This is a genomic window from Paenibacillus silvae (assembly GCF_014639235.1).
In the GTDB taxonomy this organism is placed as follows: domain Bacteria; phylum Bacillota; class Bacilli; order Paenibacillales; family Paenibacillaceae; genus Paenibacillus; species Paenibacillus silvae.
Window position 1 is genome coordinate 255,741 of the sequence record NZ_BMFU01000001.1, and the last position, 20,470, is coordinate 276,210.

20 protein-coding genes are annotated in these 20,470 nt (G+C 48.1%); all 20 read right to left on the reverse strand.

What is annotated here, in order from left to right; translation table 11 throughout:
* Nucleotides 1–85 precede the first annotated feature (85 nt).
* Entirely contained in the window at nt 86–1,291 is a 1,206-nt protein-coding gene (locus IEW26_RS01105; protein WP_111271370.1) for an acetate/propionate family kinase, read from the reverse strand.
* Nucleotides 1,288–2,160, reverse strand: coding sequence for a 3-hydroxyacyl-CoA dehydrogenase family protein (locus tag IEW26_RS01110; RefSeq protein WP_145401188.1), 873 nt, complete (start codon nt 2,158–2,160; stop codon nt 1,288–1,290). The genes IEW26_RS01105 and IEW26_RS01110 overlap by 4 nt, the downstream gene beginning before the upstream one ends.
* Nucleotides 2,161–2,293: 133 nt before the next feature.
* Nucleotides 2,294–3,796: an AAA family ATPase gene (locus tag IEW26_RS01115; protein WP_188591044.1), complete on the reverse strand. Its 1,503-nt coding sequence runs from the start codon at nt 3,794–3,796 to the stop codon at nt 2,294–2,296.
* Nucleotides 3,789–4,316, reverse strand: coding sequence for a hypothetical protein (locus tag IEW26_RS01120; RefSeq protein WP_111271373.1), 528 nt, complete (start codon nt 4,314–4,316; stop codon nt 3,789–3,791). The genes IEW26_RS01115 and IEW26_RS01120 overlap by 8 nt, the downstream gene beginning before the upstream one ends.
* A 319-nt stretch (nt 4,317–4,635) precedes the next feature.
* Nucleotides 4,636–5,166, reverse strand: a complete 531-nt coding sequence (locus tag IEW26_RS01125; RefSeq protein ID WP_188591045.1) for a DUF5590 domain-containing protein — start codon at nt 5,164–5,166, stop codon at nt 4,636–4,638.
* Between the two features lie 51 nt (nt 5,167–5,217).
* A complete protein-coding gene (locus IEW26_RS01130) occupies nt 5,218–6,525 on the reverse strand; it encodes an amidohydrolase (protein ID WP_188591046.1) in 1,308 nt (435 codons plus the stop codon).
* Nucleotides 6,509–7,165, reverse strand: coding sequence for a redox-sensing transcriptional repressor Rex (locus IEW26_RS01135; protein ID WP_145401181.1), 657 nt, complete (start codon nt 7,163–7,165; stop codon nt 6,509–6,511). The genes IEW26_RS01130 and IEW26_RS01135 overlap by 17 nt, the downstream gene beginning before the upstream one ends.
* A gap of 246 nt (nt 7,166–7,411) precedes the next feature.
* Nucleotides 7,412–10,264: an ATP-dependent DNA helicase DinG gene (gene dinG / locus IEW26_RS01140; protein WP_188591047.1), complete on the reverse strand. Its 2,853-nt coding sequence runs from the start codon at nt 10,262–10,264 to the stop codon at nt 7,412–7,414.
* A gap of 190 nt (nt 10,265–10,454) precedes the next feature.
* Nucleotides 10,455–11,102 (reverse strand): tetratricopeptide repeat protein, encoded by a 648-nt coding sequence (locus tag IEW26_RS01145; protein WP_111271378.1) that lies wholly within the window; start codon nt 11,100–11,102, stop codon nt 10,455–10,457.
* Between the two features lie 94 nt (nt 11,103–11,196).
* The gene (gene panD, locus IEW26_RS01150; RefSeq protein ID WP_184187323.1) at nt 11,197–11,580 is read right to left on the reverse strand and encodes an aspartate 1-decarboxylase; all 384 of its coding nucleotides are present in this window, start codon (nt 11,578–11,580) and stop codon (nt 11,197–11,199) included.
* Entirely contained in the window at nt 11,573–12,475 is a 903-nt protein-coding gene (gene panC / locus IEW26_RS01155) for a pantoate--beta-alanine ligase (RefSeq protein ID WP_145401173.1), read from the reverse strand. Before panC ends, panD begins: the two co-directional genes overlap by 8 nt.
* On the reverse strand, nt 12,475–13,347 hold the full coding sequence (panB, locus tag IEW26_RS01160) for a 3-methyl-2-oxobutanoate hydroxymethyltransferase (protein WP_188591048.1): 873 nt from the start codon (nt 13,345–13,347) through the stop codon (nt 12,475–12,477). The genes panC and panB overlap by 1 nt, the downstream gene beginning before the upstream one ends.
* A 351-nt stretch (nt 13,348–13,698) precedes the next feature.
* On the reverse strand, nt 13,699–14,676 hold the full coding sequence (locus IEW26_RS01165; protein WP_188591049.1) for a biotin--[acetyl-CoA-carboxylase] ligase: 978 nt from the start codon (nt 14,674–14,676) through the stop codon (nt 13,699–13,701).
* Nucleotides 14,663–15,964 carry a CCA tRNA nucleotidyltransferase gene (locus tag IEW26_RS01170; RefSeq protein ID WP_188591050.1) on the reverse strand — a complete coding sequence of 434 codons (1,302 nt, stop codon included), beginning with the start codon at nt 15,962–15,964 and terminating at the stop codon, nt 14,663–14,665. The genes IEW26_RS01165 and IEW26_RS01170 overlap by 14 nt, the downstream gene beginning before the upstream one ends.
* Before the next feature lie 38 nt (nt 15,965–16,002).
* Complete coding sequence (gene bshA / locus IEW26_RS01175) at nt 16,003–17,163, reverse strand: N-acetyl-alpha-D-glucosaminyl L-malate synthase BshA (RefSeq protein WP_111271384.1); 1,161 nt, start codon at nt 17,161–17,163, stop codon at nt 16,003–16,005.
* 142 nt (nt 17,164–17,305) lie between these two features.
* Nucleotides 17,306–17,995 (reverse strand): bacillithiol biosynthesis deacetylase BshB1, encoded by a 690-nt coding sequence (bshB1, locus tag IEW26_RS01180; protein WP_188591051.1) that lies wholly within the window; start codon nt 17,993–17,995, stop codon nt 17,306–17,308.
* Entirely contained in the window at nt 17,992–18,432 is a 441-nt protein-coding gene (gene mgsA / locus IEW26_RS01185) for a methylglyoxal synthase (protein ID WP_110894267.1), read from the reverse strand. Before mgsA ends, bshB1 begins: the two co-directional genes overlap by 4 nt.
* Nucleotides 18,433–18,476: 44 nt before the next feature.
* A complete protein-coding gene (gene dapB, locus IEW26_RS01190) occupies nt 18,477–19,280 on the reverse strand; it encodes a 4-hydroxy-tetrahydrodipicolinate reductase (protein WP_188591634.1) in 804 nt (267 codons plus the stop codon).
* A 91-nt stretch (nt 19,281–19,371) separates the two neighbouring features.
* Complete coding sequence (locus IEW26_RS01195; RefSeq protein WP_145401163.1) at nt 19,372–19,896, reverse strand: tetratricopeptide repeat protein; 525 nt, start codon at nt 19,894–19,896, stop codon at nt 19,372–19,374.
* Nucleotides 19,897–19,946: 50 nt separating this feature from the next.
* Nucleotides 19,947–20,276, reverse strand: a complete 330-nt coding sequence (locus IEW26_RS01200; protein ID WP_145401161.1) for a nucleotide pyrophosphohydrolase — start codon at nt 20,274–20,276, stop codon at nt 19,947–19,949.
* Nucleotides 20,277–20,470 lie beyond the last annotated feature (194 nt).

Below are 20,470 nucleotides of genomic sequence, written 5' to 3' on the forward strand. Positions count from 1 at the left end.
GTTCCATTAATTTGAAAATGCAGCGGACAGGTGTAACCCTGCCCTCTGCACTTACTTGTCATTCTGTATTTACTTTACAGTTAGTTTACTTGGAATTCAATACGATTCGGTGCGTATCACGCGCAATAACCAATTCTTCGTTTGTAGGTACAACCAGAACGTCAACTTTGGAATTTTCAGTTGTGATGCGACGTGGTTCACCCGAGCGGATTGCATTAAGTGCTTCGTCCAGTTCAACGCCAAGATATGTCAATTGCTCACATACTTTCTGACGGAGAACAACAGAGTTTTCACCTACACCGGCAGTAAATACGATCACGTCAACACCGTTCATTGCCGCAGCATAAGAACCGATGTATTTACGCAAACGATATTCATACATTTCGAAAGCAAGTGTAGAGTTCGGCTCGCCCTTCTCCATGCCTTCTGTAATTTCACGCATATCACTGCTGATGCCCGAGATGGCCAGAAGTCCGCTGTGTTTATTAAGCATGGAATTCACTTCGCTGACGCTAAGCTCTTCCTTGTTCATTACATATGGCACAATTGCCGGATCGAGGTCACCACTGCGTGTTCCCATCATCAATCCTTCGAGCGGAGTCATACCCATAGATGTATCCACCGACACGCCGCCTTTGACTGCTGTCACACTGCCGCCATTACCCACGTGACAAGTGATAATTTTCAGGTCTTCCAACGGACGGCCAAGATACTCTGCCGCTGTTTTGCTTACGTAATCATGGGAAGTACCGTGAGCGCCATAACGACGTACTTTATATTTTTTGTAAAGTACACGCGGGATAGCATACAAGTATGCATGCTCAGGCATCGTTTGGTGGAACGCTGTATCGAACACCATAACCTGAGGTACACCCGGCATGTTCAATTCAGCCGCGCGGATACCCATCATCGCTGCAGGGTTATGAAGCGGAGCCAGGTCAAACAGACGGCGAATCTCAGCTTTGGCTGCATCATCCACCAGTGCGGATGCTTTAAATGCTTCACCACCGTGTACTACGCGATGTCCAACTGCTTGAATTTCGCTAACGGAATCCAGTACACCATTCTCTTTGTGCGTCAGAATATCGATGACTTTACGAATTGCGGTAGTATGCTCCAAAATTTCGCTAACTTCCGTAATCTCCTCACGGCCAGTCGGTTTATGCGTCAGAATGGAGGAGTCCATCCCGATCCGCTCCACCAGACCTTTCGCCAGTACAGATTCATCTTCCATGTTATACAATTGATATTTAAGCGAGGAACTTCCCGCATTAATTACGAGTACTTTCACAGCCGGTCACCATCCTTGTCGTACTTGAAGAATCCTTCTCCTGATTTCACGCCCAGATGACCTGCACGCACCATTTTTTTCAGAACGGTAGAAGGACGGTATTTCAATTCTCCGAACTCACGGAACATTCTTTCAAGTGCTGCCTCAACGGAATCAAGTCCAAAACGGTCAGCCATCTCAAGCGGGCCATGCTGGAAGTTATATCCGATACGCATTGCATCATCAATGTCCTCTGCAGAAGCCACACCTTCTTGCAGAACGTGAAGTGCCTCGTTAATCAGCAGACAGATCAGACGTGAAGTAACGAAACCAGGGGATTCATAGATCATAACGCCTTTTTTGTCTACAACCTCTTCAACGAAACGACGAGTTTCTTCGAAAGTTGTATCAGACGTTTTGAGTCCGCGAATAATTTCAACAAGATCAACCCGGGATACCGGGTGAATAAAGTGCATACCAATAACACGCTCAGGATACTTGGTCGAGCTTGCAAGCTCGGTCAAACTCAGCGTGGAAGTGTTACTTGCCAGAATTACATTGCTTGGACAAACCTGATCCAATTGATGAAAGACTTTCTTTTTCGCTTCCAGGTCCTCTGTAATGGTTTCGATAACCATATCACAAGAGCCCAGTTCAGCAAGATGTCCTACTTTGGTAATCCGGGAGAGAATCAATTTCTTCTCTGCCTTCGTAATCGCCCATTTCTCCAGTTGTTTATCCAGATTGGTCTCGATCATATTGTACGCATGATCCAGCTTTTGTGTTGTGTGCTCCACCAGAAGCACATCAAGTCCTTTGGCTGCAAGCATCTGGGAAATTCCTTGGCCCATCGTGCCGCCGCCGACAACTCCTATTTTTTTGAAAAACATGGTTCTGCTCCATCCTTTCGGTTCTCTATTTCTCTATTGTACCCTGTTGGCCGAAAATTACAAATTTCGACCCAACATCTAATAATATCTTAGCACGAGTGAAATGTAAAAAAAAATAACCAGCATAAAGAAATTATGCTGGTAAACGGGCGCTGTCACGAAATTGACAACGAAATTGTTCTCCTGATAAAACTTCCTCACGCATCAGAATATCAAGCGAATTGTCGAAAATTGTCCGCTGTTCTTCAAGCCGGCGTTTGGTCTGCTCCATCAGCTCCTGCAAGATCACTTTATTTTCACGCATGAGCTCTTCCGTTGTGACCATATCCATATTTACGATGCCGAGCGAGGTCAAGCCGGAAGCCATCATCGTCTGAACAACATTGGTCGCCTGCTCAAAGTCGTTACGTGAACCTGTGGAACGCCCGCCGTAATACATCTCTTCAGCAGCTGCACCGGCAAGAGCAATCATAATCTGCTCCTCCAGAAAACGCTTCGTATACAGAAACTGTTCCTGCTGGGGATTGTGACGCACATAGCCAAGAGCCTGTCCACGCGGACTCAGAGCGACCTGGCTAACACTTCCCGGGCGCACAAGCTCTGCCATTATGGCATGGCCGAGTTCATGAATCGCAACCCTCTTTTTCTCTTCGACGCTCGATTCACGATCGGTTTTCTCACCCATCATCACTTTATCAATCGCAAGCGACAGATGATGCTGCTCAATCGTAGCCATGCCCTCACGCATCGCGTATATTGCTGCCTCGTTCATTACACTCTCCAGCTGTGCACCCGAAAAACCATAGGACTCTTCTGCAATCTTCTCCAGATTTACGTCCTGTGTTAAAGGTTTGTTCACGGCATGCAGCTCCAGAATATGCTTTCTGCCTTTTTTGTCCGGCAGATCGACCTGAATGTGACGGTCAAAGCGTCCAGGGCGGGTCAGCGCACTATCAAGCATTTCCTTGCGGTTGGTCGCTGCAATCAGCAATATCCGCGGTGTATCGGAGGTATATATACCATCCATCTCTGTAAGCAGCTGATTTAATGTCTGATCATATTCACGCTGCTGGCCGCCTTCACGTTTACCGCCAATAACATCAATTTCATCAATGAAAATAATTGCATTTTCCTTGTTTTCCTTAGCCGCACGGGCCCTGGCATCCTTAAACAGATCCCGGATACGACTGGCACCTACACCGACATACATCTCAACAAATTCACTACCCGAAGCAGCTACAAAAACGGAATCGGTATAATGCGCCGCCGCTTTGGCCATCAGCGTTTTTCCCGTTCCTGGAGGGCCTGTCAGCAAAATACCTTTAAGCGGACGAATGCCAAACTTCCGGATCTCATCATGACGAATGAGAAAGTCCAGCGCTTCTCTTAGCTCCTGCTTGGCGCTATCCTGTCCTCCAATTTCCTCAAAGGTCAGCTTGGATGGACCTTTTTTCTTCCGTTTACGCTCCTGGGCTGCACCCACAGTAATTCCTCCGCGCATCTGCATCATAAATAACAAGCCACCTACCAGCAGCGCAGCAATAAGAATGGGTACAATATTCACTCCGATAAATGCAAGAAAAATGATCAAAACAGGGACAAATCCAATGGCTGCTTCTTTCGTCCATTTAGGCATTAGGCCACACTCCTATCTGACCGGGTATACGCGGCAGGATAATAAACTTGCTGGCATCTCCGTCTCTCAGACTTACATAAACATTGTTGTCATCCATTGCTGTGTTCACTTTGATCCCACCCGTCGCCATCTTCGATAGCGTAGGGGTAATCTCTGCATATTGTTTGTTTTCCATCGCTTGAGCTACTGTAAACATCGCATCGCCCCACCAGTTCTCCAAAGCTTCATTCGAATGATCCACGACGTCCAGTTTAAGTGAACGTGAACCGATCAGGTTCTGTCCTTCTCGATGAATGTATTGCACGAGTCTGCCTAAATCCACATTAGGCTTCAAATCAAGTTTCATTTGCACATCATTGCGGTTAATAGTTATCTGAGCGCTGTTGACACCATCATACTGTGTAACCATCTTTTCAATCGGACTTTGTACAGCGACTTGTCGATATATGAACCAACCTCCGAACAACAGGACGGCAGAAACAACGGCAGTAATAATAATAGGCATTACTTTCAGCTTCAATTGAATTTCCCCTCCCAAAAATGAGCCTATACATGATCTACAGGCTTATATAGTTAGCTGTACATGATATCTGCAATAACTGTTGCAGATTTGTTTGCGTTATTTGTTAACTTCAGTACATATTTGAGTATATCACATCGTATATACAATATCGAAGGTGAAAATATGAATAAAATATTAAATTTAACTATATTAAAAGTTTCATGAATAATCATCGATTAACTCTCTTAAACTTAACACAAGCTGTTTTGACAGCATTTACTATTGTGAACATGCCAAAAAACCGGTTCAGTCGATGTATCGACTGCCGGTTTCTTGGCTAGCTGTTAGGAACTGTATAGACCAGATCTACCTGCTCCCCGTTGCTAAATCGGTAAAACCGATAATAATTGTGTGTATCCGCCTTGTAATATACCTGCCAAACGTAAATATTATTCACAACTCCGGGCATGATCCGTTTAATCTCACCGCCAGGCACGTCAGATTCGAAGCGACTGCGAATTTGTGTCTCAGACATCCCGTTCTGCAACAGCTCACTGTGAATTCCGCCCGTTCCTTGCACAGGCTGATTATTCGCATCAAACTTCACCCATACCAGGATATCCTGATTGTCTTTATTTTTGGCCGTCATCGTCCAATAGATATTGTCATCGCCTTCTTTTTCGCCCCAAACGTATTTGCGCAGCTCATCCGGTGATGTAATGCCGAGCTGGTCCTTCGCCACCTGGATCACCAGTGCTTCCTCCTGGCGCTGATCCTGTGTAACGTAGACATAATATTGCTGAAGTCCAAACAAAACCAGAACGAGGATGAGCAGCGATATCCAGATCCACTTCTTTTTTTTCTTCAAGAGTTGAACTTCCTTTCCTTGGAAAACTGCACACGGCAGCCTGTCTATTCCTTAACGAGCAAGCAGCTGGTCAAATGCCTGCTGAGCTTCTCGCAAAATACGCTCTTCATCAAGTGTCAAACATTCACCATGCTTTACGACCTGCTTTCCGTCAACCCAGACGTGCTGCACGTCCTTCGCGGAAGCAGAATATATCGTATGTGAAATCAAATCGGTATGCGGATAGAAATGAGCCTGTTCAATATCTAATGCAATAAAATCAGCCTTCATTCCCACTTGCAGCGCTCCTGTATCGTTCAGGAAGATAGACTTCGCACCGTAACCTGTTCCAAGCAGCAACGCCTCGCCAGCAGGTACAGCTGTAGGATCGCCGGATACACCTTTATGGATAAGGGCTGCAAGTCGCATTTCCTCAAACATATCCAGATTGTTATTACTCGCAGGGCCATCTGTCCCAAGTGATACCGTCACTCCGGCTTTTAACAGCGCTGGAACACGCGCTACCCCGGAGGCCAGCTTCAGATTACTCCCCGGATTGTGAGATACGGCAACATCATGACGCGCCAAAATTTCGATCTCTTCATCGTTGAGATGCACCGCATGAGCTACCAGAGAAGGACGGGAGAAAAAGCCGTGCTTCTCCAGATGTGCCACTGGACGCAGACCATAATCTGTTACATTTTGCTCAACTTCACGTAAGGTTTCTGACATGTGTGTATGCAGCGGCAGGTCCAGATCATGTGCAACCTGTACCAGCTTCTCTATGTAGTCTGGAGGACAAGTATAAGGTGCGTGCGGAGAAATTACAGTTGTTATTCGTCCATCCGCCTGTCCATCCCATTCACGTGCAAATGCTGCGGACTCTTCAAGCTTGCGCATCTGCTCTTCTTCCGAACAAAGTCCGATTACACCACGCGCAAGAGCGGCTCTTGCCCCGGACTGTTCCACCACTTTTGCGACCTGATCCATATGATCGTACATATCCAGAAATGCTGTTGTGCCGCCTTTCAACATCTCAAGCACAGAAAGGGATGCTCCCCAATACACGTCCTCGGAAGTCATTTTGGCTTCCATTGGCCACATTTTTTCCTGCAGCCACACCTGCAATGCCAGATCATCGCCATGACCGCGAAGCAACGACATCGCTGCATGACCATGCGTATTGATCAGACCCGGCAGGAAGAGAAGCCCTTTTCCATCCACTTTAGTCAGATGCTCGTTTCCTTCCGGCAGCGTCTCACCAATATGCACAATTTTGTCATCCTCAACAACCATATATCCTTGCACAACTGTCCAGTTGGAACCTTCGTTTACAGCAAATTTCCCGTTGTGAATCACCCATTTATTCGTTGTTGTCATCTTGCTCCTCGTCCTTTCCGTTCTCCAAGTAATAAGCCAGACTCAGCAAATCTGTTGTAAAATCAGCATGATGGATACGCACATGCGGAGGTGTTTTCAGAATGGTTGGTGCAAAGTTGAGAATGGCTTCAATCCCCGACTCAATCAGCTGGTCAGCGACGTTCTGAGCTTCTGTATCAGGAACCGTGATGATGCCGATGCGGATGTTATCTTTTTGTACCGCTGCGGTCAGCTCTTCCATCGGTTTGACCGTCAGACTGTTGATTTTGCTGCCGATTTTCGGTCCGTATGCGTCAAAGATAGCTACAATCTTCATATTGTCCTTGAGGTACGCATTATAATTCGACAACGCATGTCCAAGATTACCGGCTCCAACCAGAGCCACATTGATCTGTTGGTCTATTTTCAGAATATGACGAATCTTCTCAATCAAGTAAGAAACATCATATCCAATGCCTTTACGGCCAAAGTCACCAAAATAAGCCAGATCTTTGCGAATCTGGGCCGGATTCAAGTCAAGGCGCTGTCCAAGCTCCTGCGAGGAAACCGTTGTCACCTCACGCTGCACGAGTTCATTCAAATAACGCAAATACACAGGCAGACGTCTTACTACTGCTTCTGAAATTTTATCCGATTTCATTTCTTGCTCCCCCTTACCATTGCCACGATAAAATAATAAATAATGCTGCGATATAAAAATACATATTGAAAAGATGGACATTCTGTATATCTACCTATGCATAGCTGCATTATTTATATATATACAGAATGCCCTGCAAGTTAAATTTATAAGTTCATGATGTTCTGCCTGTGAAGTCTCTTTCGAGTGTAACGCCATGTCAAAGCACAATGCAATGCCATAGCTTACAAAAAATGAATATTTTTGCTACTCGACAGGTCGATCCAGCCACTCGGAAATACGCGGTACCATCTGTTCTGTCAGCATATGTTCCATCTTCGGTCCAGGCAGTGAGTACAGGAAATACTTGCCGTAGTAGGCCTCGATCACACGGGTATCATACACGATGACAATACCCCGATCCTTGCCGGTACGAACCAGTCGCCCAAATCCCTGCTTGAATCGGATGACCGCCTGCGGAACAGACAGCTTCATGAACGGATTTTTTTTCTGCTCCACCAGCAGTTCACTCTTCGCCTCGAGAAGCGGATGGTTCGGCGGCTGAAACGGCAGTCGAACAATCGCCAGACAGGTGAGAGCTTCGCCTGGAATATCCACCCCTTCCCAGAAGCTGCTCGTGCCCAGCAGTACCGCCGCTTTGGCATCTTGAAATCTTCGGGTCAGCTTGGAGCGATTGCCACTGTCCACCCCTTGGCCCAGCAGAGAAATATCATTTCCCGCCAAGGCCTCCTTGAGCGGATCATATACCTGACGAAGCATTTTGTAAGAGGTAAACAGCACCATCATCCGGCCACGAGTTGCGATCGCGGCTTCAGCCAGCGATTGCACCAGCATCTGTACAAAGTGTGCATCTCCGACACTGCCCTTCAGACTCGGGAAATCACGCGGGATCACCAGCAAAGCCTGCTCACGATAATTAAACGGAGAAGGAAGCATGGATGTCAGCAGCCGATTATTGTCCGCAGCCTCCTGCAAGCCCAGCTGCTCGATCATAAACTGGAAGGACTTGTCGACAGACAACGTCGCCGATGTAAGCACAACGCTTTTCTTTTTGTCAAAAAACATCTCTTTCAGCTGTGCACTAACATCCACCGGAACAGCGTATAACTGAAGGGACTTGCTGCGGAACTGACCGCTGGCCTCCATCCAGTACACTGTCTTGGCATCGTCCATACGCATGAAGAATCGCAGATTCTCCTTCATTGTCGTCAAATCCTTCAATAGTCCGGTAATATCTGTGATCAGGCTGTCAGACTGATAATCATCCTGATCCTCTTTCACTTCAAGCAGCAGCTTGTCGGCCTTGCGAACCATGTCACCCAGAGTGACATAGATCTGGTTCTCCAGATCCTGCAGCTCCTGCCACTTCGCAGGTTTCTGTGATGCCTTCAGTCGCAGGGAGAACTGTCCTGTCTCGCCTGGTGACGCATCGCTGCGTTCAGGAAGCAGGCTGAACAGGGCGTCGCTCAGACGGTCCCACAGCTCCTTCACTTCCACAGCAAGAGGAAACATCTCATCCACCATGGAACCCCACTGCACGCCGTTCTCGTGTCCTGACAGCTGTGAGCGCAGCATCGGCAGCTGTCCGTTACGGCTGTCCTTGAACAAACGTGTGAGTGTGTGTACAAGGGTAAAATATTTCATATGAAGACCCAGATGTTTACCCGCAACGTCCTCCAGGTGATGGGCCTCATCAATAACCAGACTTTCATATGCCGGCAAAAGCTGGTGAGCTGCCTTCACATCCGTGAACAGCTTCGAATGATTGGTAATCACAATGTCCGAAAGCCCCGCTTCATGCTTGGCACGATGATAGAAACATTTGCGGAACCACGGGCAGGACCTGCCAAGACATGATTCAGATTCGCTCTGAACAGTCTCCCAGAAGTCGCCGCCACGTGCGCTGAGGTTCAGCTCCTCGTCATCCCCCGTTTCCGTTTTTGTGAGCCATACAATCATTTGAGCGGCTGTGAAATAGTCCTCTTTTGGCGTAGCAAATTCACGTTTGTTAATTTTGTGCTCAAACTTGCGCAGGCACAGGTAATGTCCTCTGCCTTTGAAGACAGCGGCCTTGAACGGGAATGGCACGACCTGTGTCAGCATGGGAATATCCCGCTCACGCAGCTGCTCCTGCAAGTTAATGGTGTGGGTGCTTACCATCACCTTCTGCTCCTGTTTAACACTTTCATAAATAGCAGGCAGCAAATACCCCAGTGACTTGCCTGTACCGGTTCCAGCTTCCAGAAGAAGATGTTTCTCTTCATCCAGCGCCTGTCGTACACTGCTAAACATCTGTGTCTGTGCTTCACGCTCTTCATAATGCTCAAGCGTATCTTTGAGATTAGCTCTAACCTGATCCATAAACTGATCAAAGCTTACTCCGTCCAACGGATTCGCTTCGCGCTCATCGCGAGGCGCTCCAATCTCCGTCCAATCGCTGACGTTAAGCGCCAGCTGACGATAATAGGTATGCCCGTCAAGGTCTTGTATTGGCTCGGCTTCCTTCTCGCTGCGCAGCCCGTCCAAAAACCAGCCCAGATCACTATCCTCTGGCGCAAACAGATCACTAAGACGCTGAATTGTTATTAAAGGCAGCTCTTTAAGCTCATCCAGACACTTGAGCAGCACATAAGCTGTTGCAAGTGCATCGCTGTCCGCCTGATGTGGACGGTCATGCTGAAAACCGAACTCGGCTGACACATAACCGAGCTGATACGATCCCAGAGAAGGAAATGTAATTTTCAAAAAGTCAATCGTATCCAGAATACGGCCTGTAAATGGCAAGTAACCGCACCGATCCAGTGCATTCTGCAAAAAATGAAAATCAAAGGCAACGTTATGGCCCACAAGCACCACATCGTCAAGAAGCGGCACCATCTCCATCATCATCTCTTCGAGTGAAGGAGCATCCGCGACATCGTCTTCTGTAATTCCGGTCAGCCCCGTAATAAAAGGAGGAATGGGTACACCCGGATTTACATAAGAGCTATATATTTGAGTTATGCTGTAGTCATGATCTATGATGGCAAGTCCGGCCTGTATAATTTCACCGTCGGACTGCGTGCCGGTTGTTTCGAAATCCAAAACGGCAAATTTCATTGCAATATACGGTCCCTTCCATTCCAGTCTATGTTACAGCATAGCAAAAAAAAGGACATTTGAAAATTAACTGACAAAAAAGCGGTGTTCCCGCCGCTATGCCATAGGAGGAAACACCGTTCTTTTGCCGCCAAATGTCCGTTTATGGCATGTCTGAAAACGCTGAAGAAAGCAGATTTCAAGACACGCCCTAATTCAGGGCAGTCAGCTGATTTGCGTATTGCAGTTTGCCTCTGCTCAGTCTGCAGGCTTCCATATTATACAGAGGCTCGGTCAATGTCGGGTCATGCTGAAGGGCCTGGGCAAACAAGGAGCAGGCAGCTTCCGGATTCGAAAGCTTGGCTTGAATACAGCCCAGAACATTACATACAAGTCCTTTGAGCCGCGCAGAACCGTTTAACAGCATAATATGCTGTAAATGGACTTCTGAATCGTATAACTGCTCCAGATTCAGGTGAGCAAGTGCCAGATAGAAGCGGGCCAGCGCACTCTCCGGACAGTCGTGAACAACCCTCGAGAATTGATCAATGGCTTGCGGATACATTTGCAGCTTGAAGTACCCCTGACCACGACTGAAGCATTCCAGATAAAGCTCGGGAAGCGCGGTAACGGCCTCCTGCTCCGGCTCGAGAGAAGCAGGCTTTTCGAGCTCCTGCTCCCTGAGCTGGCTCATCTTCTCTTCAAACATCAGCCATTCATCCAGCACTCCATCACTCATGCGCTTTAACAAATTCCATTTCTGCTGCAATTCCTGTTTGTCCAGACCTTTAGCGGAAGGATAGCTCTTGATAATTTCATCTAACATGTCGTTCATCTCGGCGAAAACATGCTGGAACATCGCTTGCATCCCCACCCTTGAAAAAATGGATTAGTGCAGTGACCTGTACTCATTTTTTGCTGGATGAGCCGATTTCATTCCCCTTCCCAGCCGATTACAAAATCGTGGCGTGCACTTCCTTTTTCATTGTCTGCACCGGTTTGTTCTGACCGTCCACGAATACCACGGTTGGTTGATGTGTATTTGCTTCTTCCTGAGACATCATCGCATAGGAAATGATAATTACCGTATCTCCAGGCTGTACGAGACGGGCTGCCGCGCCGTTCAGGCAGATTACTCCACTGCCGCGTGGTCCTGGAATAACATAGGTTTCAAGCCGCGCACCATTATTGTTATTCACAATTTGCACCTTTTCATTTTCCATCAGGTCCGATGTCTCCATCAAATCTTCATCAATGGTAATGCTACCCACATAGTTCAAGTTTGCTTCCGTCACCGTCGCACGGTGGATTTTGGATTTCATCAAAGTTCTAAACATGGGACAGCACCTCCAGATGTTGAATACGTATATTATCAATCAATCTTGTTTTTCCAAATTTAACGGCCAGTGCAACTAACAGATCGTCGAAGGTGCGCAGCTCATCCTGGTCATGCAGCGGCTCAAGACTCGGAAAAGCCTGAATCTCGGCATAATCAATAACGGCTTCAGCAGATCTGCCAATGTGCTCACGCAGCAGACGACGAACGTCAGCCGCTGTAACCGCCTTTCCTGCCTCAACAGCCTCCTGCACCGCACGCAGTGCCTGAGACAGCACTAAGGCCTCCTTACGCAGCTCTGAGCTCAAATAAACATTGCGTGAGCTCAGCGCAAGTCCATCCTCTTCACGAACAATCGGACAAGGTACAATCTCAACAGGCATATTAAGATCATTCACCATCTGTTCAATGACCGCCACCTGCTGCGCATCCTTCATACCAAAGAACGCCTTTTGCGGCTGTACGATGTTAAACAGCTTGGATACAACCGTCGTGACACCGTCAAAATGCCCCGGACGAGAGGCTCCGCATAAACGCTCCGTGATTCGGGAGACCGAAACTGTCGTTTGCGTCGGCTGTGGATACATCTCCTCCACGGAGGGAATAAATACGATATCGACTCCTTCATTGCGTGCTGTCTCAACGTCCCTTGCCTCATCCCGCGGATAACTGTCGAAGTCTTCATTCGGACCAAACTGAATCGGATTAACAAAAATACTCAACACCACGATGTCCGTTTGTTTTCTTGCAGCCTTCATCAGGCTGGCATGACCCTGGTGAAGATATCCCATCGTAGGTACCAGTCCAACAACCGCCTCTTTAGCACTACCCGCCTGATTTGTGCGTAGCATCTGAATTTCCTGTCTTAATGCTGTGATTGTGCGTATAACCTTCATCAGCGAATTTCCACCTTTTCTTTGCGTTGTCCATACAATTCATCCAGCACTCCATCCGCCGCGTTAAATACATGCTCTTCTGCTGGGAATGAACGATCCTTCACTTCTTTTACATAAGCTGCAATGCTGCTGCGAATCAGCGAACCAACGTCGCCATAGGTTTTGACAAAACGTTTCGGTGTGTAAGGCGAAGCATACTGGACAACGTCATGGAAAACGAGCACCTGCCCATCGCACCCGCGGCCTGCACCGATGCCAATGGTCGGAATGGATAACTCTTTCGAAATGGCCGCAGCAACCTCTTCCGTCACCAGCTCAAGCACGATGCCAAAAGCACCCGCGGCCTCAAGCGCCTTCGCTTCATCCATCAGACGCTTGGCATCTGCAGCATCCTTGCCCTGAATACGGTAACCACCGATCTGATTCACCGATTGAGGCGTCAAACCAATATGTCCAAGCACAGGTACTCCTGCCTGCACTACGGCTTTGACCGTATCTGCAATTTCCACGCCGCCTTCCATTTTGACCGCATGCGCATGACCCTCCTGCATCAGGCGGCGCACACCTTTCAGCGTTTCGTCAATGCTGCCGTGATACGTCATGAAAGGCATATCTGCCACGATAAACGTATTCTCTGCACCACGTACAACCGAACGGGTATGGTACACCATATCATCAATCGTCACGGGCAGCGTGGAATTGTAACCAAGCACCACGTTACCCAGCGAGTCTCCCACCAGAATGATATCAATGCCGGCTTCCTCGGCAAGCAGAGCTGTCGGATAATCGTAAGCCGTAATCATGCTTAGCGGTATTCCGTCCTGCTTGTATTTTTTCATTTTCACAATATTCAGTGGTTGCTTCTTAGCCATGTTCTTGTGCCCCTTTCTCTTTCCCTTTTCAATTGAAACGCAACAAAAAAAACCTTTTAGTTTTCCACTAAAAAGTCCCGAAAAGTCAAAAAAGAGTCACTTGCGATCGTCCCTTCTGTCTCGGTCCTCTTCGGCTCAGAGCAGAATCCAACAATACTTTTGTCGCTATGTTATTTTAATTACATTGCCGTCTGCTTCTATAAACAGAGCAAGCAGAACAAAGATATACTGCCCTACGGAGTGCAGCTCGGTCTGTAACAACCCGATACCGCCTCACGAACACAGTATAGCAGAGTTCTGCTCAAACTTCACGTCTAATGTTCACATCACCTGTGAAAGTTCGACAAAATGTCAGCTTTTCCAGCTTACTTCCCCTGAAACGATGAGCTCGCGTTGCCCATCCTGCTTCTCGACCACCAGCGCCCCCGAAGGATCAAGCCCTACTGTCGTGCCTTCAATCACTCCATGTGGATTCGTGATGGTCACTTTGCGGTGCAAGGATACCGACAATGCCTCCCACAGCGATGCGATAACACTAAATCCCTCTTTTTGATATAAAAAATAGAGATGCTCCAGCTCTGTAAGAATGGCGGCGGCAAGCGCGGTTCGGTCAACCGGGTGTCCGGTTTCGATCTTGAGCGAGGTAGCAATATGCTGCAGGTCTTCCGGGTAATCATGTTTATCAAAGTTCACATCCACACCAATGCCTGCCACACAGTACCGAACCTCGTGATCCTCGACCGTCGATTCCAGCAAAATACCACACATCTTACGGCCATCAATTAACAGATCATTTGGCCATTTAATGCCTGCCTGAGCACCGGTACAAGCGCGAATAGCTCGGCATACGGCAACACCCGTCAGAAGCGTTAGCTGCGGAGTATGCTGTATAGCCAGCTCCGGACGCAGCAGCACACTCATCCATATGCCTTTGCCAGAAGGAGAAAACCATTTTCTGCCAAATCGACCTCTACCTCCAGTCTGCTCTTCTGCAAAAACAACAGCACCTTCATCTACGCCTTCCTCAGCCAGCTTCTGCACATCCCCCTGGGTCGATAGCGTAGAGGGGAGCATCACGGCCTTACGACCAAATACGGTTGTTTTCAGCGCCAGCTGCAGCGCTGCCGCATCAATTTTTTCCGGCTTGGTGATCAGGCGATATCCTTTACGGGAAACAGCCTCGAATTCATAGCCCATGTCACGCAGTTTATTCACATGTTTCCATACAGCCGTTCGGCTGATCGCCAGATGCCTGCTAATGTCCTCACCCGATACAAACTCACCATCAGCATGAAGCAGCATATGTAATAAATCTTCATGCTTGCTCATTCACAGCCACCCGCTTCACTTCAGCACTTAACGCTTCATGCTGATTCTCTATGTTTCCGATTGCCGTCTCTTTCAGCAAATGTTTCATCAGCTGTCCCAGCCAAGGTCCACCCTTGCGATCCACCAGCTTCAATACCTGTTCTCCGGTAATTTGTAATTCCTTCAGCTCATGTACAGGCATGGATTGACTCCAGACAGCAGCTTGTGCCTGAACTTGATCCAGCCCGAGATATGCCTGCTCCGAGACTTCTCGCCACTGTTTCGGGAGAACCTGCTGAAGCTGGAGCCAGTCACTGACCGCTTGAGCACCGCAATGAAGTACGGTGACAATCCAGTGTGCCCGAAGCGTGTCGATGTCACCGCTTTGCTCAACAAAATCAGTGACCTGCTGCTCTACCTGAAGAACCCCGGTAATACGGGATCGTTGTTCATTAGAGAACGTCCATTGCCGCAATAGCTTGTCTGCCTCTTCGCGGTCATAAGCACCTGCAAGCAGCAGACACGACCAGCGGAGCAGTATATGATCTCCCGACAATTGCTCCAGGCCAGTCAGCATACGCTGATTAAATCTGGTCGCATTCACCGGAGCCTTGACATGCTCCAGCGCCCGACTGCGATCTAACAATGCCAGCCCTTTCAACGGATGAGGACCAGCCATCATCTTAACCATCTCTGTTCGAACCCGCTCCATCGCGATATGCTGAAGCAAATCACGCTGGTGTAACAAGCCTTTCCAAGTATTATACGCAATGCTGAAATCAAATACCGAAGCGAAGCGGACGCAGCGCAGCATACGCAGTGCATCCTCGCCAAAGCGTTCTACGGCCAGCCCTACACAGCGAACCAGCTTCTGCTTGATATCCGTTTGCCCGCCGAAGGGGTCAACGATAACCCCATCCACGCCCATAGCCAGAGCATTCATTGTGAAATCCCGCCGCTGCAAGTCTTCCTTGATATCCTGAACAAATTGTACTGCCGCAGGTCTGCGATTATCCTGATATTCGGATTCCGTGCGAAACGTGGTTACTTCGAAATAATGGTCTCCTGAGCGAACCGTCACCGTTCCATGCTGCAGCCCTGTAGGGATGCAGTCTTCAAATATGTTCATCACTTGCTCAGGAGAAGCAGAGGTTGTAATGTCCATATCATCAACAGAACGGCCCATTAATTCATCACGAACACAGCCGCCAACCCAATAAGCCTTGAAACCCTCTTCATTTAAGCGAATGAGCACATTCTCACTTTGTTTAGCCATTTCGTAATCTGCTTGTGTCCATTGAACCACCATATATCACCTCTTCTCTTACCTGCTGTGGCCTCCGAGGCTTACCCGCATACAGGATTCAAACTGGGAATTTCTCTCCCAAGCACACGATAGTATATTTGTTCATAATTGTGACGAATAGAGTCATTACAGAAATCATGATGCGCCCGCTGGAGACATGCTTCCCTCATATCGGCAGCCAGACGTTCGTTCGTCAACAAACGTATCGCATTCTCTGCCATAGACTTCGTATCTCCGATCGGTGAGAGAAATCCTGTTTTTCCGTGCAGTACAAGCTCTGGAATACCACCAGCCTCAGAACCAATCGTGGGTACACCACATGCCATAGCTTCGAGTGCCACAAGGCCAAAGCTTTCCTTTTCAGACGGGAGCATCAAAATGTCAGCCATGGATATCACCTGAGCGATATCATCTTGTCTGCCAAGGAAGTGAACCTTGTCACTCAAGCCGAGCTCTTTAATCTTACATTGAATTTTAGGCAAATCCGGCCCCTCACCTACAAATAGCAGCTTGGCTGGAACCTGCTCCTGTACTTGACGAAAGACCTCGACCACATCCTGCGTTCGTTTGACTGGACGGAAGTTGGAGATGTGCATCAATATTTTTTCATCAGGCGCTGCAAAGTCACGACGCAGACTCGCCGCATCTCTCGGATAATACACACGCTTGTCAATAAAATTATAAGTCAGATCAATCGGCCGCTCGATGTCCAGAAGCTCGACCGTTTCACGAATCAAATCCTGGGATACGGCGGTTACCGCGTCACTCTCATTGATCGCAAGACGAATCAGGTCTTTCAGAGATTCATCCTGAGCAAGCACAGTGATATCCGTACCATGAAGTGTAGTCACGACTTTCAGGTTGTCCCCGACCATTTGTTTCGCGAGAAAAGCACATACCGCATGCGGCACCGCATAATGGACATGCAGCAGGTCAAGCTGCTGCGCTTTTGCCACCTGTGCCATCTTGGTCGCCAAAGAAAGATCATACGGCGGATAACGAAAAACATAATAATCATTCACTTCAACTTCATGATAAAAAATGTTCTTCTGGAATTTTCCTAGTCTGAAAGGAATACTATTTGCAATAAAATGAACCTGATGTCCCTGCTCAGCCAATAACTTGCCGAGTTCCGTTGCGACAACCCCAGAACCTCCGAGAGACGGATAACAGGTAATTCCGATTTTTAGCTTTTGATCCATCCGGTTGGACGCTCCTTTGATCTCCCGCTTCGTGCAGGTTGATATCAAACAACGGAAAAATTAGATATCCTAATCCGTTAATTGTTAATTATATTGTGTGAAAAAATGGACTTATATCTTTATATACAAATTACCTCTGGCTTCAAACGCCAAACTGTGTCACAACATACGGTGTTTTCGTTGCAAAACCTTCCGCAAATGAAATCAGGCTGCGCTGTCCAAGCAAGGAATCACGAGCTCTCACCCGTTCGATATAACCTTGATTCAGCGGCGTAGATACGATGCCTTCACCCTGCTCAAACTGGGAGCGATAACAGCGAAGCGATGCTTCCTTCTGTTCATAGTGTTCCGTAATATCCACAATCAAATCCGTTGGACCGATATCGTTAATAAAATAAAAATATGTTGCCTTTACCTGCACAGCAGGCATATCCGGCATGTAATTTCGCAGCTTTGCGTTAAATACCGCTTCCTGAACAAGTTTACTGCACATGATATGATCGGGATGCCGATCCTCCCAATAAGGAGCAAAAACGATGCGCGGTGCATGTCTGCGTATCTCCGCAGTAACCGCTTGTACCTGTTCAGGTGTAATATAAAGTCCGCGGTCTGGCAAGCCGAGATTGGTCCGACACGAAAGACCGAGGACGCGGGAGGCTTGCTCCGCTTCCTCGGTTCTGCGCTCGACTGTGCCATTGGAGGACATCTCCGCACGCGTCAGATCACATACGCCTACCTTTAATCCGGCAGCTGTATGTTTCGCGATCGTTCCGGCCATTCCGATCTCGGCATCATCTGCATGTGCTCCGAAGATGAGAATATCCAGGCTCATTCAGCATCACCTGTTTGGATTCCAGCCTCAGGCTTGTACTTATGTACCAGCTCTCTCCAAGCAAAATCACCGCGATCCAGTGCTTTAACAAGAATCTCGGCGGTTGCTATATTCGTTGCCAGCGGTATCCCCTGTACATCACACAGGCGGAGCAGAGCATTGATATCCGGCTCGTGCGGCTGAGCCATCAGCGGGTCACGCAGGAAGATAATCAGGTCCATCTCGTTTTGCGCTACCAAAGCACCGATCTGCTGGTCGCCTCCCAGCGGTCCTGATTCAAAACGATGAATCTGCAGGGACGTTCCCTCCATAATACGAAGACCGGTCGTGCCCGTGGAATATAATTGATGATCCGTAAACACAGGCTCATAGGCGGTGACGAAGTTTACCATTTCTTCTTTTTTGCGATCATGGGCGATAAATGCGATTTTCAACATGACAATCTTAATCTCCTTTACATGACGATCTTTAAAATTTCCTTCTAATCGATAAAATTGTCAAAGCCGTATACGAGCCCCGTATATTCCATGACCTTTTGTACACCGATCTTGACTCCCGGCATATAACCTGCACGTTCATAGGAATCATGTCGTATTTTCAGCGACTGTCCGTAATCACCGAATACCACTTCCTGCTGCGCGAACACACCCGGCAGACGCACACTATGAATGCGGAACCCGTTGTAATATCCACCACGTGCTCCTTCAATCGTTTCTTCCTCGTTCGGATTGCCTTGACGGATCTCTTCACGATTGGCCGCAATCAGCTCTGCTGTTTTGATTGCTGTTCCTGAAGGTGAATCCAGCTTCTGATCTCCGTGATACTCAATGATCTCCACGTTAGGCATGTGCTTGGCGGCCTGTGCTGCAAAACGCATCATCAGGATCGCTCCAATGGAGAAGTTAGGCGCAATCAGTCCACCAATGCCTTTGTCCTGGCACTGCTTGTCCAGTTGTTCGATCTGCTCCGGCGTGAAGCCGGTAACACCCATGACGGGTCTTACGCCATGACGAATGGCAATCTCGGTATGAGCAAAGGCAAATTGAGGCACTGTAAAATCAACCATGACCTGCGGTTTGGTTTCGGCAAAAGCCATTTCGATATCATCCGTTACCAGCACACCGCATTCTGGCAATCCTACAAGTGTCCCGGCATCCGTGCCTGCTCCGGAGCGGTTGACAGCGGCTGCAAGCTCCAGATCCGGGTCCTGTAGTACCAGCTTCACCACTTCACGGCCCATTCGGCCAGCCGCTCCGATCACGGCAACTCTAATCACTTCACTCATCTTGGCTGCATCTCCTTCACTATGTTCGTTCATGTATTCGTCTCAACCCAGTTGTCACCCCAGCCAATTCATTTCGGACTGTGATGACATCTTACTGCATGGATTTCATACGCTGCTTCGTATCCTGTAACATTTGATGCAGCTGCCCATTCTGCGGATCAAGCAGGATGGCATCCTGAAGGGCCTGCAGGGCACTCTCGTACTCATTCAGATCGCTGCAAGCCAGCGCCAGCATAACATGAGCTTCCACCGACAGCGGGTCCAGTCTGACCGCTTCTTTGAGAAGCATAGCGGCTTCGACATAAGGCGTGCTTGTTTCTTTCCCCGCCTTCTCCAGCAGCATCTTGGCCGTCACTGTCAGCTGCTTTGCCTCAAGTGTCTGCAGATGAAGCACATATTCTTCTACGCCTTCGGATAACTCCACTGCCTTGCGGGCATATTCAAGTGCAGGCAGCAGATGTTTGCTGCGAGCATGTGTAATAGAACAGCGATAATATAACTCGGCATGTTCCGGGTGAGCCTCAATGGCCGTCTCAAACCAGCGAATGGCCTGCTCAAAATCATTTTGCAATATACAGCGGTAAGCCTGCTGCATATAATCTTCCGGTTTCATCATCAAGCTGACCCTCCCCGTGCGGGTGATGGTACAGCATATGTAATTTACGCCTAATCGGTGTTTTTTGGAGTCCACCGATTTGCGTCGCGGGTATTAAATTTATGCATGACTTTATCATGCGCCTCAGCCAAATCAATACCGAGCGAGTTTGCAAAACATATCGTGATAAACAAAATATCTCCGAGCTCAAGTTCAATCGAATTGGCATCTTCGGAAGCCTTCTTCGGTTTCTCTCCGAACTCGTGATTCACTTCACGGGCAAGCTCTCCAACCTCTTCAGACATCCGGGCCAGCATGGCCAGAGGACTGAAATATCCCTCTTTAAACTGGGAAATATAGAGGTCAACCTCACGCTGCATTTCTGCCAGACTTTTCTCCATGAGAGCAGGTTCTCCTTCTATTCTGATGTCGTGTTTGTTCCTAATAATATCAGTTATTGAAGCTCACTTCCACCATCATCCGGCACAAATTCATTTTTTAGGTCCTGCATTAATCCATTTTCGAGGTCATGAACAAACCATTTTTAAAGATCGAAGAAACAGGTATACTAAGATGGGAATGATTGCTTTCACAT